A 15,319-nucleotide genomic window follows, 5' to 3' on the forward strand; every position below is an offset into this window, starting at 1 on the left:
GGGAGGTCAAAAGACGGATGGACAGAAAATGGGAGCAGAGTATCTGTTTTAAGCTACCGTACTAAAGCGTTCTGCGACACAAAAAACGGACATTCAAACAATTAAATTCAAAAGTAAAAATGCCAGATGCTGACGGCGCCTTACACGCCGTCAGCTGGCCTTATTGCATGACTCTATTTAATCTCGCTGGTCGCACCGGCTTCGGCCAGTTGCTTTTGAATGGCTTCAGCATCCGCTTTGGGAATACCTTCCTTGACCGCCTTCGGTGCGCCGTCGACCAAATCTTTCGCCTCTTTCAAGCCTAAACCGGTAATCACGCGCACAACCTTGATCACATTGACTTTGCTTTCACCCACCGCGGTCAGAATCACGGAAAATTCTGTTTGCTCCTCCACGGCGGCAGCGGCTGCACCCGCTGCGGGTGCAGCCGACGCAACAGCTACTGCTGCAGCGGAAACACCAAACTTTTCTTCCATTTCCTTGATTAACTGGGAAAGCTCCAGCACCGTCATATTCGCGATTGACTCTAAAATTTCTGCTTTGGCTATCGCCATGATTTTCTCCTGATAAATTTAAGCTTCTAGTTGGGTTACGGTTTCAAATGACTTGAAACCGGCTAAGCGGCTTGCTTCTGATCACGTACGGCTGCAAGGCCACGCACAAAACTGGTCGGTACCTCATTGAGGGTCCGCACAAAATTGGCAACGGGGGCCTGCATGGTGCCCAGCAGCTTCGAAAGTAGTACTTCACGACTCGGAAGAGAAGCTAGATCCGCAATCTCTTTACTGGACATCACGAGATTTGCCATGGCGCCGGCTTTGATCACGAATTTGTCATTGCCTCTGGAAAATTCGTACAACACCTTTGCCGCTGCTACCGGATCGCTTGCGATGCCATACGCTAACGGTCCCACCATAAACTCGGAAAGTCCGGTAAATGGGGTATCTGTCACCGCACGCCGCGCGAGCGAATTCTTGAGTACCCGGAAATATATTCCCGATTGCCGTGCCTTCGCACGCAATTGGGTCATATGCCCAACTCCAAGCCCGCGGTACTCTGCAATGATAATGGCCTGGGCCTTTGCTACTTGAGTACTGACTTCAGCGACAACCGCTTTTTTCTCTTCTAAATTTAGACTCAAGGCACATTCTCCATCAGTTAAATGCGATGTTGAGTTTAGTATTGAGTCATGATAAAACTCGCAACTTGTCTCAATATCGCGAACCGGCGACCTTAAATCAGGAGATAAACCATTCCTGTTTTTGGGTACGCCATCTACGCTGGGCGCTTGAAGTGGCAGCAGTCGGAAGCGCGGAAATAAACAATCACCCGCCCCTCAAACTATTCCCATTCCATTTTGCGATTAAGTTCTCAAACGACAGCCTGATTCGGTAAATGGCGTTTCTTCATTGTTTACCGTCCGCTCTTCGCTTAGTCAACCCCGGCGGTCTTTGACAACCCGTCAGATCGGAAAAACAGCCTCTCTGCCGGCCCAAAGCCTTACAAATTCATATGGATACTTCTCTCTTACCGCATGCTGGTCTGATCTACCCGGACCCCTATCCCCATCGTGCTGGAAACCGATATTTTTCTGAGATACACACCTTTGGATGTGGCGGGCTTAGACTTGTTGAGTGCATCCACCAGCGCCCGCATGTTCTCTTGCAAGGAATCCACGCTAAACGATGCGCGACCTATGGTGCACTGAACAATACCTGCCTTGTCAGCGCGATATTGCACCTGGCCTGCCCGGGCGTTTTTCACCGCGCCCACAATATCCGGCGTCACCGTCCCCACCTTGGGGTTAGGCATCAAACCACGCGGACCCAGTATCTGGCCTAATTGCCCTACGATACGCATGGCATCGGGGCTGGCGATAGCCACGTCAAAATTGATGTTGCCTGCTTTGATTTGTTCCGCCAGATCTTCAAATCCGACGATGTCGGCACCCGCGGCAAGCGCTTCCTTAGCCTTGTCTCCCTGGGCAAATACCGCTACACGCACGGTTTTACCGGTACCCGCCGGCAGCACCACCGAACCTCGCACCGACTGATCGGATTTTTTTGCATCGATGCCAAGATTGACTGCCACATCAATTGATTCATCAAATTTTGCGGTAGCAGTTTCCTTGATGATTCTGAGCGCATCCGGCAGCGGATAAGACTTGCTGCGATCCGCTTTAGCGGTGATTGCCTTGAAACGTTTAGATATATGCGCCATGTTATATGCCCTCCACGTCCACGCCCATACTGCGAGCGCTGCCGGCAATGGTACGAACCGCGGCATCCATGTCGGCCGCGGTCAAATCAGGCATTTTTACCTGGGCGATCTCTTCCGCTTGCTTCCGCGTCAACTTGCCTATTTTATCGGTGTGGGGCTTGGGGCTGCCCTTACTGAGTCCAATCGCTTTCTTGATCAGCACTGTCGCGGGCGTGGTCTTCATGGTGAACGTGAAGCTCTTGTCGGCATAGGCGGTAATGACCACCGGCACCGGCAAGCCAATTTCCATTTTCTGGGTAGCGGCGTTGAATGCCTTGCAGAACTCCATGATATTGAGTCCCCTTTGACCCAGCGCGGGACCAATGGGCGGACTAGGATTGGCCTTGCCCGCCGGCACTTGAAGCTTGATATAGCCGACTATTTTCTTTGCCACGATAATTCTCCTCTCGGGTGCGAACGAACGCTGTCGCGCTCTCCCCAGCTAATAAACAACACCGGCGATACCTGATACGGGCTCGCTTCTAATTAGGATTTTCAAGCTTTCTCGACCTGACTGAAATCCAACTCTACCGGGGTAGGGCGGCCAAAAATGGAAACCGACACCCTGATCTTGCTTTTATCGTAATTAACATCTTCCACATTGCCATGGAAATCCGTGAACGGACCGTCCTTGACCCTTACCGCCTCACCCGCTTCGAAGAGAATCTTGGGCTTCGGCTTTTCCACTCCCTCCTGAATCTGATGGAGGATATTTTCTACTTCCTTCTCGCTGATAGGCGTCGGCTTCATGGCCGAACCCCCGATAAAACCGGTAACTTTGGCGGTATTTTTGACCAGATGCCATGTTTCGTCAGTCATTTCCATCTCGACCAGCACGTAACCGGGGAAGAATTTTCGTTCACTAAGATTTTTCTGACCCCCTTTCATCTCGACGACTTCTTCTACCGGAACCAGTATTTGACCAAACTTGTCCTCCATTCCCGCGCGACTGATTCGATCCTTTAGCGCGCGCTGTACACTCTTCTCAAATCCGGAGTAGGCGTGAACCACAAACCATTTTTTATCCATCACCCTTCCTGCCCCATGAGATATTTCACCGCCAGCAGCAACCCCGCATCCACCATCCATAAAAATATGGCCATTACCAGAACAAAGGCAAACACAATGCCCGTGGTTTGCACCGTTTCTTTACGGCTCGGCCACACCACTTTCTTGGTTTCTTCCGAGGACTCTCTGCTGAATGCGTAGAATTGCTTGCCTGGAACGGTAAACCAGACCGTCACCGCCGCCAAAACGAGACCTGATAGCACGACAACGACACGAATCACCATGGCGCTGTCCCGCAAATAATAAAAACCGGCAATACCCGCAATCAGCAGCAGAAGCGCCAATCCCAACTTGATCTTATCCACTCTATTCCACTCTGCCTTTAATGCTCGTCAGTAAATGAAGCTGAAGCGCGCAGAACCGGATATGCGAATTGCAAATCCAGCCCACGGGACTATCATGATTCAATCCGCTTGTGCCATTATGAATTTTGTATCCATCGGAATACGCGATGACTGATGGTTTTTAACGACATCCTTGTCTTGGCAGGCCAGGAGGGCATCGAACCCCCAACCTTCGGTTTTGGAGACCGACGCTCTGCCAATTGAGCTACTGGCCTATATTTCCTTCAGGAACAAAGATAAAAATCAGGAAACTCACGTGTCAAGCATAAGAACGTCTGGTGCTACTCAATAACTTTTGCCACCACGCCTGCGCCGACGGTTCTTCCGCCTTCGCGAATGGCAAAACGCAGCCCTTCTTCCATGGCAATCGGCGCAATCAAGTTCACCGTCACCGATACATTGTCCCCAGGCATCACCATCTCCGTTCCCGCCGGCAGTTCTATCGCCCCGGTCACATCAGTGGTGCGAAAATAAAACTGGGGCCGGTATCCCTGGAAAAATGGGGTATGGCGTCCACCTTCTTCCTTGCTCAGCACATAGATCTCGGCCGCAAACTTGGTGTGCGGGGTGATGCTGCCTGGCTTGGCCAATACTTGTCCACGCTCGACTTCTTCCCGTTTGGTACCCCGCAGCAGTACGCCAACGTTGTCCCCCGCCTGTCCCTGGTCCAGCAGCTTCCGAAACATTTCCACGCCGGTACAGACCGTCTTCACGGTAGGCTTCAAGCCTACGATCTCGATTTCTTCGCCCACTTTGACTATGCCGCGTTCAACCCGGCCCGTCACCACGGTACCCCGTCCGGAAATGGAAAAAACGTCTTCCACCGGCATCAGAAAGGGGCCGTCTATCGCCCGCACCGGTTCCGGAATGTAGCTGTCCAATGCATCCGCCAGCTTGAATATGGAGGGCTCGCCTATGTCGCTCTGATCACCTTCCAGCGCTTTCAGCGCAGAACCTATGATGATCGGTGTGTCGTCGCCAGGAAAATTGTATTTGGAGAGCAGTTCGCGTACTTCCATTTCCACCAGTTCCAATAACTCGGCGTCGTCCACCATGTCGGCTTTGTTCATGTAGACGATGATGTACGGTACGCCTACCTGGCGTGCCAGCAGGATGTGTTCGCGCGTTTGCGGCATCGGCCCATCGGCAGCCGATACCACCAGTATGGCGCCGTCCATCTGCGCCGCGCCCGTTATCATGTTCTTGACGTAGTCAGCATGGCCAGGACAGTCAACATGGGCGTAATGGCGAGCGCTGGTCTCGTATTCAACATGGGAGGTGTTGATGGTAATGCCCCGTGCTTTCTCTTCCGGCGCCGAGTCAATCTGTGCGTAACTCTTCGCTTCACCACCAAATTTCTTCGCCAGCACCATCGTCACCGCCGCCGTCAGCGTGGTCTTGCCATGATCCACGTGCCCAATCGTCCCTACATTTACGTGCGGTTTCGTCCGCTCAAATTTGCTCTTTGCCATGTTGTGCCCCTTTTAAAGCTTTTTATATCCAGATTTTAAAATTTAAATACCTATGGAGCCCATGGCCAGGATTGAACTGGCGACCTCTCCCTTACCAAGGGAGTGCTCTGCCACTGAGCTACATGGGCAAGCACCGTTTCTGCTTGTAACAACAACTCCCAATAACTAATAAACTTCCAACTCTTGCTTCAGCCTGCCAAACTGCCCTGCCCGAAGGAAATCGGACACCAGCCACCAAGCATCTGGTTAATCCACATTTCGCCATCTTTTCAGCGATACAACTATTGGCTCTCCAGAATCCTCAAAATCTGTCCTTACGCAGCTACTCTTGCGCTTCGATTCTTCAAGTCCGGCAGACCGCCAGAATCTGGAGCGGGTGAAGGGAATCGAACCCTCGTCGTAAGCTTGGAAGGCTTCTGCTCTACCATTGAGCTACACCCGCGACTAGCAATCAACTCGAAAATAGAAGCAGCTCAATCAATTACCTGGTATTCAATCAGCTATCGTTCGCACTGGTCACTGGTTAGACGCTATCCCGATCTCCTCGCCTTTAAATCAGGCTTTCCAGGACCGTCAGGCTGATGCTGCGCCAATTACCGGCCTCCTGATTTTGGTGGAGGGGGAAGGATTCGAACCTTCGAAGGCAGAGCCGTCAGATTTACAGTCTGATCCCTTTAACCGCTCGGGAACCCCTCCAAACGAAACTCCCAATTGTGAATGTTTTAGACTAACAAGTCAACGTGCATTTTCAGGACCTTGTACTCGCCAAGCCGAAATATTGGAAATATGAAGTATCGAAGGCATTTCCCGCTGACCCGCATTTTCCGTTGACCGCCGGTTTGCCAATTATTGATCAATCACCATAAAACGGCTCCAGCCGGTGGACCGAATTATGCCATCTCTGTGACGAATCAGGGCATCCTTGATAGTGGAATATCAACACGGCCATACAGCCGGTTATATACCGGCAATGTTCAGTGCGTGGAGCCCTGGCGCAGACCCAATAACTCCACATCGAATATCAATACCGCGTCCGGCGGTATTACATTCCCGGCTCCCCGTGCACCGTAGGCCATTTCAGCGGGGATGACCAATGTGCGCTGCCCACCCACTTTCATACCGGCAACACCGCGATCCCAGCCTTTTATTACGCGCCCCGCGCCCAGCAGAAATGAAAAAGGTGTGCCACGATCACGGGAGCTATCGAATTTTGCACCCTTGTTTTCGGGTGCTGTCACATCGTAAAGCCAACCGGTATAATGGACCTCGACCATTTTACCGATAACCGCTTCTTCGCCAGTTCCTATTTTTATATCTTTTTTCACGAGTTCAGTCACCTTGGCTGCTCCTTTTGGAGTTTCGGAAAATGCAACTTGGGGCAGAGAAATCACGCCCAATAGTAATAGGCTCACGTTAATCAGGGTGTTTACTTTAGTCATGGCTCCCTCAGAAATTGAATTAAACTCATCGACGGTGCTCTCAAAACGATAGTCTCTTGAAGCAGCAGGAATGCGTTGCGTCAACGTTTTTTATTATACCCCGTATGCCAAGTTGCACCGCAGTCTGATTAATGAGTCTGTTAAATGAGTCTGCTGATTCCGTAATTATCATCAATAACTGGATGAAACGCCGCACGCATGCAGGAGCGCACGAACGAAGAGATACAGCAGGAGCAAGAAGCAGGTCCGGCGCGCCTCCATGATTCGCGCCTGGTACGCGCGCTATATCTGACAGTGGGGTTTGCCGCGGTCATACTGGGCGTAGTGGGAATAGCGCTGCCGGTATTACCCACAACTCCTTTTCTCTTGCTTGCGGCCGCCTGTTTCGCACGCAGTTCACCACGTTTCCACGATAAACTGCTGGCCAACCGCTTCGCCGGACCCATAATCCTCGAATGGACCCAGCACCGCAGTATTCGACGCCCCGTCAAGCGCTGGGTCTACCTGCTGCTGGCACTATCATTTGGCAGTTCCATCCTGGTGATGCCGTCTGTTTGGCACCAGGCGATGCTGGCTGCGCTGGGTATCGTCCTGGTGGCGTTTATCTGGCGCATTCCGGTAAGAGATGCCGATACCCAAACATGAATTAGCACATAGCATGAGCTGGCCGGGGCTGTGCCTGCCTTCTCCCCGAAGGAAGCCGCATGATGATTCGATTCCGTTTAGCGTTTACTGCGCCGCAGCCTGTGGCTCGGCTACAAAGATTTCAACACGACGATTTTTTGCCCTGTTTGCGGGTGTATCGTTAGCAACCACCGGCTCGCGGGAACCACGGCCATCAATACTGATGCGATTTGAAGAAACACCCTGGCTTATCAGATAATCACGTGTGCTGGCCGCACGGTTGAGCGATAACGGGTTATTGACCGCGTCGCTGCCTGAACTGTCGGTATGACCGACAATTGTTACCAGGGAATCCGGATTTTTTGCCAGGCTAGTCGCAAAACTATCCAATACCGGCCTGAAATTGGATGTGATCGCCGCACGGCCGGTATCAAATGAGATATCGCTGGGGATATCCAGCTTCAGGCGGTTGTCCGCGGTCTTGATGACTTGCACCCCCGTTCCCGATGTGGCTTGTTCCATTTCCTGTTTTTGCTGCTCCATTCGTCTCGACCAGACGTTTCCCGCAATGGCTCCGGCGCCGGCACCGGCAGCCGCACCAATCGCCGCACCTTTCCCGCCACCTGCAAGAGCGCCAATTATTGCGCCGGCGCCTGCGCCGATACCCGCGCCTATAGCGGTATCCCGGGTGGTGGCACTCTGTGTTTCAGGCGAGCTGGCACAACCACTCAGTGTCAAAACTGCCGCTACGGAAATAACTGACAATTGATTACGCATGGCCTCTCCTCATTTATTGATAATTGATTATGGTAGGGATTATCTGCTTTTGGCAGGAATTATTCTATCGGTATTTATTGAAATAACTTTAACCCGGATATCTCATAAATTGACGCGCGTCCTTGCTGGTCTTTTGTTTCGTATGGAAATTTTGTTCAGTCGGGCGTATGAATAACTACGCCACTCTTTCGCAAAATCTCCCTACAAAACAAAATCCTGCGCAATCATCACGCGAATTTATGGAATATCCGGGTTAAGAGAAAAAAACAGGACGCAAATCGTTCTCAGGAATGAAGCAGCTACGCGAATCAAGCGCCGTCATCCCCGTGGGTGATGCAGGGCATGGATCTGCTTCAGCCGCTCGCGCGCCACGTGGGTGTAAATTTGCGTGGTGGAAATATCGGCATGGCCCAGCAATAGTTGCACGACACGCAAATCGGCACCGTGATTGAGCAGATGGGTAGCGAAAGCGTGGCGTAATGTGTGGGGTGACAAAGTGTTGTTGATACCCGCGAAGCGCGCATGGCGCTTGATCAGATGCCAGAAAGCCTGGCGTGTCATGGCTGATCCTCGGACTGTCACAAACAGCGTATTGCTGGCTTTTCCACCCAATAATACGGACCGCGCTTCCTTGGTGTATCGGATTACCCATTCCAGCGCTTCTTCACCCAAAGGTGTCAGCCGCTCCTTTCCACCCTTACCCATTACGCGCACGACACCCATGTTCAGACTGATTTGTGCAATGTCAAGGCTGACCAGCTCGGATACCCGTAGCCCGCTGGCGTACAACACCTCAAGCATGGCGCGATCACGCAACCCCAATGGCCGCTCCACATCGGGCGCGTTCAGCAGCGCTTCCACGTCTGCTTCGGTCAGACTTGCTGGCAGACTGCGGGGGAGTTTCGGCGTGTCAATATTGAGGCTGGGATCAGCCTGAATCTTCCCCTGACGTAGCAAAAAACGGTAAAATCGCTTCAAGCTCGACAGCTCGCGGCTGGTGGTGCTGGCCTTGACCCTGACCGAAACCTTGTAGGCAAGAAACTCCAACAGATCGGCATGGGTCGCGGCTGTCAGTGCATGGTCATTCCACTTTCTTTTCCCGAGCCATTCGCTAAATTGCCGCAGATCGCTGCGATAACTCTCCAGCGTATTGCGTGACAGCCCATCTTCCAGCCATAAGGTGTCAGAGAATTCATCCAGTAACCCTGCGTTGAGCTCAGACGCGCTCATGCTGCAATAGCCAGCGCTTAATGGTGAGCGGGATGCCGTCGCTTGCATTCATGAAGCCGCCCAACCCGCCGCCTTTGGCAATAACGCGATGACATGGAATAACGATGGGGAGACGATTGGCGCCACACGCCTGCCCCACGGCACGCGGCGCGGAGTGCAATTGCGTAGCGATATCGGCATAACTGCGGGTCGCGCCGCTGGGAATGTCCTGAATGGCACTCCATACCCGGCGCTGGTGAATGGTACCTCCAATGTGAAGCGACAAATCAAATATGAAACCCGAATCGGCCAGATACGCCTGCAATTGATTGCAAACTTCCTTGGCTAGAGAGGTTTGCGGCGCGAGTAGCGGCGTATCCAGCGGCAGATATTCGATATCGGTCAGCCAGTCTTCCTCTATGCGGATACCCAGAACAGCAAATGGCGTGGCGAGTTTTGCCTGATAATCCTCCACTGATTTTGCTCTCAGATTAGTCTTCGGTTTGTTCATGACAGCGTTGTTTTATCGCCAATCCCCTATCCACACACTAAACTATTATGTTCCGGCCATCAACCATGCATGCCTGCTTCTCTGTTGCCCGTATATTTAAATGGGATTATTGATAGTTAGTTATTCCGTCTATTTTGACTTTATCCAGGCAGACCGGCGATAATTCGCTATATTGACTACTGTCGGCAAGAACCATTAAAGGAGCAAGCAGTGAAATTTAGCATAAAAAGCGGAACCCCGGAGAAACAGCGCGGTGCCTGCGTGGCCGTAGGCGTATTCGAGCCGGGTAAACTGACTGAGGCCGCGGAAGCCATGGATAAGATCGCCGGTGGGTATATCGGCGGCATATTACGCAGCGGCGATATGAAAGGCAACGCGGGTTCGACGCTGGTGCTGCACAACGTGCCCGGCACGCTGTGCGAGCGTGTATTGCTGGTAGGGCTTGGCAAGGAACAAGAAATTAACGACAAGGCGTACCGCGACGCCGTACGCGCCGCCTTCAAGGCGCTGCATGAGACGGGCGCCACCGATGCCACCCTGTTTTTGACTGACGTACCGATGAAAGAACGTGGCGCTGCCTGGAAGGTTTCACAGGCCGTGATTGTGGCGATGGAAAGCATCTATCGCTTCGATCGTCTCAAGAGCAAAATCGAGGGAGCCAAACCCCATCTGCGCAAAATCACCCTGGGCACAACCAGCCGGGCGGAACTTGCCGCCAGCGAAGAAGCCCTGCAACAGGGACTCGCCATCGCCGATGGCATGAACCTGGCCAAGAATCTCGGTAATCTGGCACCCAACATCTGTACTCCTACTTATCTGGCCGAGCAAGCCACAGGTATCGCCAAGACCCATAAGCTCAAGGTTACCATCCTGGGTCAGAAAGACATGGAAAAGCTCGGCATGGGATCGTTGCTGGCTGTCGCGCGCGGCAGCCGTCAACCCGCCAAGCTGATCGCGCTGGAATACTGGGGTCAGGCGAAAAAAGAAAGGCCCATCGTGCTAGTGGGCAAGGGTGTTACTTTTGATACCGGCGGCATTTCCTTAAAGCCCGCGGCGGAAATGGATGAAATGAAGTACGATATGTGCGGCGCGGCCAGTGTGCTTGGCACTATTACCGCGATCGCACAAATGCGGCTGCCGCTCAACGTAATCGGCATTATTCCCACCACCGAGAACATGCCGGGCGGCAATGCCACCAAACCTGGCGATGTCGTGACCAGCATGTCCGGACAAACCATAGAAATTCTCAACACCGACGCCGAAGGACGATTGATCCTGTGTGATGCGCTGACTTATGCCGAACGTTATGAGCCGGAAACGGTAATAGATATCGCCACGCTTACCGGCGCCTGTGTCATCGCGCTCGGACATGTGGCATCGGGTCTGCTCAGTAATGATGAAGAACTGGCGGAGGAATTGCTGCGCGCCTCCGGGCAGGCGGCGGATCCCGCCTGGCGTCTGCCCCTATGGGACGATTACCAGGAGCAACTAAAAAGCAATTTCGCCGATATTGCCAATATAGGCGGGCGTGCCGGCGGAACCATCACCGCCGCTTGCTTCCTGTCGCGTTTCACCAGGAAATATCGATGGGCACATCTGGACATTGCCGGGACCGCTTGGAAATCCGGTAAGGAAAAAGGCGCAACAGGCCGGCCGGTGCCGCTGTTGACTCAATTTTTAATTGGCCGGACGGTAAAGAAGGGCCGGTAACATCGCCATGACCGAAATCGACTTTTATTCTGGCGGGGGCGATAAGCTGCATACTGCCTACCGTCTCGTCGCCAAGGCGGTGCGGCAAGATCTCAAACTGATGGTTTATAGCCTTGATGCGGCAATAGTCGAACGGTTCGACAAACTGTTGTGGACCTTCTCCCCGGTCGATTTTATCCCGCACTGCCGCACGGGTAACAAGCTGGCCAGTGTAACTCCGGTCGTACTTGGCCACCACTACGGCGAACTGCTACACGATGATGTACTACTCAATCTGGATATTGAATACCCGCCTTTTTTCAGCCGTTTCCAGCGCTTGATCGAAATCACCGGAACCACGCCGGAAGATACGCAGGCCGCACGAAAACGCTACCGCTTTTATAAGGACCGGGGGTATGAAATCCGTCATCACAAGCTTGGCATGGTATGACCCCACCCTCCATTCCCATGCCTTCGTGAATCACCGGGATCCCCATGACAAACAATAGCGAAACCTCGCCGGAAACTGATTATAATGAGATCTTGGAGAAGCTCGATGCATTGCTGCGCAAGCACCAGGGCAAGCCGCCTTCAGCTTCGAATGAAGCGGATAATAATGCGACGTCTTCGGGTCTGACTCTCGGAATGCCAGAGGAGACCTCACTGACGGCTGTTGATAACATTCCGACACTCACAGAAACGGTATTTTTGACTCCGGCAATGTTGTCGCCTCAGTCTGATATCACGTCTCTATTGAGACAGATTCTGGATTCAGCCCTCAAGGATGCGGGAGCCGATCTGGATGCCGGAGCGCGAAACGCATTGGTTCATGCTCTGGAATGCCGTTTATTTGGTCTTTGATAAGTCCTGTTGCCTCAATTCAATCTTCAACAACCATTAATTCTCAGTTTGATATAGACAACCGTCTTTCAGCGAACCGCCATACTACCGGCCTCCGCGTCCAATCTCCTATAATCGCTGATTTTCCTGCCTCGTCGGGCCTGATATCCATGGAACTCGAAAAAAGCTTCGAACCCCGATCCATCGAAAGCCGCTGGTATTCTCGTTGGGAGTCCGCTGGTTATTTCAAGCCCATGCCCATCGGCACACCCGCTGAAGCGGCCCCCGCCTACTGCATCATGTTGCCACCGCCCAACGTAACCGGTACGTTGCATATGGGGCACGCTTTCCAGCATACCCTGATGGACGCGCTGACACGTTGTCACCGCATGTGCGGGGACGACACGTTATGGCAGCCGGGAACGGATCATGCCGGTATTGCCACCCAGATTGTGGTGGAACGTCAACTTGACCAGCAAAATATCAGCCGCCGTGACTTGGGACGTGAAGAATTTCTCAAGCGCGTATGGCAGTGGAAAGAAGAATCCGGTTCCACCATTACCCGCCAGATGCGGCGACTGGGGACTTCCTGCGACTGGTCGCGTGAACGCTTCACCATGGACCCGGTGTTGTCCCGCGCCGTCACCGAGGTTTTCGTGCGGCTTTATCATGAGGGACTGATCTATCGCGGCAAGCGGCTGGTAAACTGGGACCCGGTGTTGCAAACCGCCGTTTCCGACCTGGAGGTTGTATCGACGGAAGAAGATGGATCTCTCTGGCATATTCTCTATCCGCTCGAAAATACGAATCCGGGTCTGGATAAGCGAAAAGCGGAAGGACTGATTATCGCCACTACCCGTCCCGAAACCATGCTGGGCGATATGGCGGTCGCCGTGCATCCGGATGATCCGCGCTACCGGCACCTCGTCGGCTGCCACGTACGTTTGCCCCTATGCGAGCGAAGTATCCCCGTGATCGCGGATGCCTATGTCGACCCCGAGTTTGGCACGGGTTGCGTAAAAATCACCCCGGCGCACGATTTCAATGACTACCAGGTGGGACAGCGGCACAAACTTATACCGCTCAATATTCTCACGCTGGATGGAAAGATCAACGATTCTGCGCCTGCTGAGTATCAAGGGCTGGACCGTTTCGACGCGCGCAAGAAAATTATCGCCGCTCTGGAGGAACAGGGACTTCTGGTTGAAACCAAACCGCACAAACTCACGGTACCGCGTGGCGACCGCACTCACACGGTCATTGAGCCGATGCTCACTGATCAATGGTATGTGGCGATGGAAGGGTTGGCAAAACGCGGGTTGGAAGTGGTGGCAAGTGGCGATGTTAAATTCACGCCGGAAAATTGGAGCCATGTTTACAACCAATGGCTCGAAAATATCCAGGACTGGTGTATTTCACGACAATTGTGGTGGGGACACCGGATTCCCGCCTGGTACGATGAGGATGGCAACATCTTTGTCGCACACGGTCCGGAGGAAGCGCAACAGCAGGCTGGCGAACGCAAACTCACGCAGGATGAGGATGTTCTCGACACCTGGTTCTCGTCCGCGCTATGGCCCTTCTCCACACTGGGCTGGCCTGAAAAAACGCCGGAACTCAGAACTTTCTTGCCGACCTCGGTGCTTATCACCGGTTTTGACATCATCTTCTTCTGGGTGGCGCGCATGGTCATGATGTCTCTGCACTTCACCGGCAAGGTGCCCTTCAAGGAAGTCTATGTAACCGGGCTGATCCGCGATGCCGAAGGCCACAAGATGAGCAAATCCAAGGGCAATGTGCTGGACCCGCTGGATCTTATCGACGGCATTACGTTGCCGGCTCTGATCTCGAAGCGCACTACCGGACTGATGAATCCGAGGCAGGCCGAATCTATCGAAAGAGTCACACGCAAGCATTTCCCGGACGGCATTCCCGCATTTGGCACTGATGCACTACGTTTTACTTTTGCCAGTCTCGCCTCCCATGGCCGCGACATCAAATTCGATATGCAACGCTGCGAAGGCTACCGGAATTTCTGTAATAAACTTTGGAATGCCACGCGTTACGTATTGATGAATTGCGAGGGCAAAGATACGGGCTTGTTCAGTGAACCGCCATTGGAATACTCCGACGCCGACAGGTGGATCATCAGCCGCTTGCAACAGGCGGAAAGTGCGGTGGAGCAGGCTTTTCATGACTACCGCTTTGATATTGCGGCACGCGAAATCTACGAATTTGTCTGGGACGAGTATTGTGATTGGTACCTGGAATTTGCCAAGGTACAATTAAACAGCGGCGGCGACCCGGTACAACGCGCAACCCGCCGCACCCTGACACGAGTACTGGAAACCGCACTGCGACTGGCCCATCCCATCATTCCATTCATTACAGAGGAGTTGTGGCAGAAAGTCGCGCCGCTCGCCGGCAAACAAGGTGTGAGCATCATGCTGCAATCCTACCCCAAGATCAATCCTGCGCACATCAGCGAAGACGCCATCGAGCGCATTCGCGCCCTCAAAGAGATGATCAATGCCTGTCGCACTTTGCGCGGCGAAATGAATTTATCCCCGGCATTGAAGGTCCCGCTATTGGCTGCGGGAGACCCTCAGACACTGTCTGCTTCTTCTCCCTACCTGGTGGCACTGGCTAAACTCTCGGGTGTGGAAATCATGCGGGATGGGCTGCCGCAGGCCGAGGCCCCCGTGGCAATCGTCGGAGAATTCAGGCTAATGCTCAAAATCGAGGTGGATATCGCCACTGAGCGCGAGCGCCTGGCCAAGGAAATGACTCGTATTGAAGGTGAAGCCAACAAAGCACAAATCAAGCTTGCAAATGCCAGCTTCGTCGAGCGCGCCCCGGCCAAGGTGGTGGAGCAGGAAAAAGAACGGCTTGCTAATTTTAGTGCGACATTGGAGAAACTTAAGGACCAGTTGCGGAAATTGGACTGAAACATTGCTATTAATCACCGGTGCTCCAGTGGCGCATAGGCATCAGCCTGCTTAAGTTGTGGCAGCCGCTGACATTTTAGCCCTTACCACCCGCTTGCTCTTGCTGTAAATCATAGTAAAAACTTCAAGCTTTCACCTT

General features: G+C 53.0%; 16 protein-coding genes and 4 tRNA genes. 5 read left to right on the top strand and 15 right to left on the bottom strand.

Annotated features, from left to right (window positions below; translation table 11 throughout):
- Positions 1–173: 173 nt before the first annotated feature.
- From rplL to BLR00_RS14110, 12 genes are all read right to left on the bottom strand, one after another.
- Positions 174–554, bottom strand: coding sequence for a 50S ribosomal protein L7/L12 (gene rplL / locus BLR00_RS14055; protein ID WP_074633778.1), 381 nt, complete (start codon positions 552–554; stop codon positions 174–176).
- Between the two features lie 62 nt (positions 555–616).
- Positions 617–1,141: a 50S ribosomal protein L10 gene (gene rplJ / locus BLR00_RS14060; protein WP_074633779.1), complete on the bottom strand. Its 525-nt coding sequence runs from the start codon at positions 1,139–1,141 to the stop codon at positions 617–619.
- A 386-nt stretch (positions 1,142–1,527) separates the two neighbouring features.
- Complete coding sequence (gene rplA, locus BLR00_RS14065; protein ID WP_074633780.1) at positions 1,528–2,220, bottom strand: 50S ribosomal protein L1; 693 nt, start codon at positions 2,218–2,220, stop codon at positions 1,528–1,530.
- Position 2,221: 1 nt separating this feature from the next.
- Positions 2,222–2,653, bottom strand: a complete 432-nt coding sequence (gene rplK, locus BLR00_RS14070) for a 50S ribosomal protein L11 (RefSeq protein WP_074633781.1) — start codon at positions 2,651–2,653, stop codon at positions 2,222–2,224.
- 101 nt (positions 2,654–2,754) lie between these two features.
- Complete coding sequence (nusG, locus tag BLR00_RS14075; RefSeq protein ID WP_074633782.1) at positions 2,755–3,288, bottom strand: transcription termination/antitermination protein NusG; 534 nt, start codon at positions 3,286–3,288, stop codon at positions 2,755–2,757.
- A complete protein-coding gene (secE, locus tag BLR00_RS14080; RefSeq protein ID WP_074633783.1) occupies positions 3,288–3,632 on the bottom strand; it encodes a preprotein translocase subunit SecE in 345 nt (114 codons plus the stop codon). Before secE ends, nusG begins: the two co-directional genes overlap by 1 nt.
- A gap of 178 nt (positions 3,633–3,810) precedes the next feature.
- Positions 3,811–3,886: transfer RNA gene (locus tag BLR00_RS14085), tRNA-Trp, on the bottom strand.
- Positions 3,887–3,952: 66 nt separating this feature from the next.
- Positions 3,953–5,143, bottom strand: a complete 1,191-nt coding sequence (gene tuf, locus BLR00_RS14090; RefSeq protein WP_074633773.1) for an elongation factor Tu — start codon at positions 5,141–5,143, stop codon at positions 3,953–3,955.
- A gap of 53 nt (positions 5,144–5,196) precedes the next feature.
- A tRNA-Thr gene (locus BLR00_RS14095) sits at positions 5,197–5,271 on the bottom strand.
- Positions 5,272–5,511: 240 nt separating this feature from the next.
- Positions 5,512–5,585: transfer RNA gene (locus BLR00_RS14100), tRNA-Gly, on the bottom strand.
- A 169-nt stretch (positions 5,586–5,754) separates the two neighbouring features.
- A tRNA-Tyr gene (locus BLR00_RS14105) sits at positions 5,755–5,839 on the bottom strand.
- A 278-nt stretch (positions 5,840–6,117) separates the two neighbouring features.
- Positions 6,118–6,582 carry an FKBP-type peptidyl-prolyl cis-trans isomerase gene (locus tag BLR00_RS14110; RefSeq protein ID WP_074633784.1) on the bottom strand — a complete coding sequence of 155 codons (465 nt, stop codon included), beginning with the start codon at positions 6,580–6,582 and terminating at the stop codon, positions 6,118–6,120.
- Between the two features lie 198 nt (positions 6,583–6,780).
- On the opposite strand from BLR00_RS14110, the gene BLR00_RS14115 reads away from it, so the two are divergent.
- Positions 6,781–7,227, top strand: coding sequence for a YbaN family protein (locus BLR00_RS14115; RefSeq protein ID WP_074633785.1), 447 nt, complete (start codon positions 6,781–6,783; stop codon positions 7,225–7,227).
- 84 nt (positions 7,228–7,311) lie between these two features.
- Here the strand turns inward: BLR00_RS14115 and BLR00_RS14120 are convergent, their stop codons facing one another.
- From BLR00_RS14120 to BLR00_RS14130, 3 genes are all read right to left on the bottom strand, one after another.
- Entirely contained in the window at positions 7,312–7,983 is a 672-nt protein-coding gene (locus tag BLR00_RS14120) for a YiaD family glycine zipper/OmpA-like lipoprotein (RefSeq protein WP_074633786.1), read from the bottom strand.
- A 318-nt stretch (positions 7,984–8,301) separates the two neighbouring features.
- Positions 8,302–9,213: a site-specific tyrosine recombinase XerD gene (gene xerD, locus BLR00_RS14125; protein ID WP_074633787.1), complete on the bottom strand. Its 912-nt coding sequence runs from the start codon at positions 9,211–9,213 to the stop codon at positions 8,302–8,304.
- Positions 9,200–9,703: a methylated-DNA--[protein]-cysteine S-methyltransferase gene (locus BLR00_RS14130; RefSeq protein ID WP_074633788.1), complete on the bottom strand. Its 504-nt coding sequence runs from the start codon at positions 9,701–9,703 to the stop codon at positions 9,200–9,202. The genes xerD and BLR00_RS14130 overlap by 14 nt, the downstream gene beginning before the upstream one ends.
- Positions 9,704–9,913: 210 nt before the next feature.
- Between BLR00_RS14130 and BLR00_RS14135 the strand changes: the two genes are divergently transcribed.
- From BLR00_RS14135 to BLR00_RS14150, 4 genes are all read left to right on the top strand, one after another.
- Entirely contained in the window at positions 9,914–11,413 is a 1,500-nt protein-coding gene (locus tag BLR00_RS14135; RefSeq protein ID WP_074633789.1) for a leucyl aminopeptidase, read from the top strand.
- Between the two features lie 7 nt (positions 11,414–11,420).
- On the top strand, positions 11,421–11,843 hold the full coding sequence (locus tag BLR00_RS14140; protein ID WP_074633790.1) for a DNA polymerase III subunit chi: 423 nt from the start codon (positions 11,421–11,423) through the stop codon (positions 11,841–11,843).
- Positions 11,844–11,887: 44 nt separating this feature from the next.
- Entirely contained in the window at positions 11,888–12,253 is a 366-nt protein-coding gene (locus tag BLR00_RS14145; protein ID WP_074633791.1) for a hypothetical protein, read from the top strand.
- Positions 12,254–12,402: 149 nt separating this feature from the next.
- Complete coding sequence (locus tag BLR00_RS14150) at positions 12,403–15,180, top strand: valine--tRNA ligase (RefSeq protein WP_074633792.1); 2,778 nt, start codon at positions 12,403–12,405, stop codon at positions 15,178–15,180.
- Positions 15,181–15,319 lie beyond the last annotated feature (139 nt).

The organism is Nitrosospira multiformis, assembly GCF_900103165.1.
Lineage (GTDB): Bacteria > Pseudomonadota > Gammaproteobacteria > Burkholderiales > Nitrosomonadaceae > Nitrosospira > Nitrosospira multiformis_D.

Coding starts and splice junctions, on each gene's coding strand:
- rplL (WP_074633778.1), bottom strand. CDS start 554: ATGGCGATAGCCAAAGCAGAAATTTTAGAGTCAATCGCGAATATGACG.
- rplA (WP_074633780.1), bottom strand. CDS start 2,220: ATGGCGCATATATCTAAACGTTTCAAGGCAATCACCGCTAAAGCGGAT.
- nusG (WP_074633782.1), bottom strand. CDS start 3,288: ATGGATAAAAAATGGTTTGTGGTTCACGCCTACTCCGGATTTGAGAAG.
- tuf (WP_074633773.1), bottom strand. CDS start 5,143: ATGGCAAAGAGCAAATTTGAGCGGACGAAACCGCACGTAAATGTAGGG.
- BLR00_RS14110 (WP_074633784.1), bottom strand. CDS start 6,582: ATGACTAAAGTAAACACCCTGATTAACGTGAGCCTATTACTATTGGGC.
- BLR00_RS14115 (WP_074633785.1), top strand. CDS start 6,781: ATGCAGGAGCGCACGAACGAAGAGATACAGCAGGAGCAAGAAGCAGGT.
- BLR00_RS14120 (WP_074633786.1), bottom strand. CDS start 7,983: ATGCGTAATCAATTGTCAGTTATTTCCGTAGCGGCAGTTTTGACACTG.
- xerD (WP_074633787.1), bottom strand. CDS start 9,213: ATGAGCGCGTCTGAGCTCAACGCAGGGTTACTGGATGAATTCTCTGAC.
- BLR00_RS14130 (WP_074633788.1), bottom strand. CDS start 9,703: ATGAACAAACCGAAGACTAATCTGAGAGCAAAATCAGTGGAGGATTAT.
- BLR00_RS14140 (WP_074633790.1), top strand. CDS start 11,421: ATGACCGAAATCGACTTTTATTCTGGCGGGGGCGATAAGCTGCATACT.
- BLR00_RS14145 (WP_074633791.1), top strand. CDS start 11,888: ATGACAAACAATAGCGAAACCTCGCCGGAAACTGATTATAATGAGATC.
- BLR00_RS14150 (WP_074633792.1), top strand. CDS start 12,403: ATGGAACTCGAAAAAAGCTTCGAACCCCGATCCATCGAAAGCCGCTGG.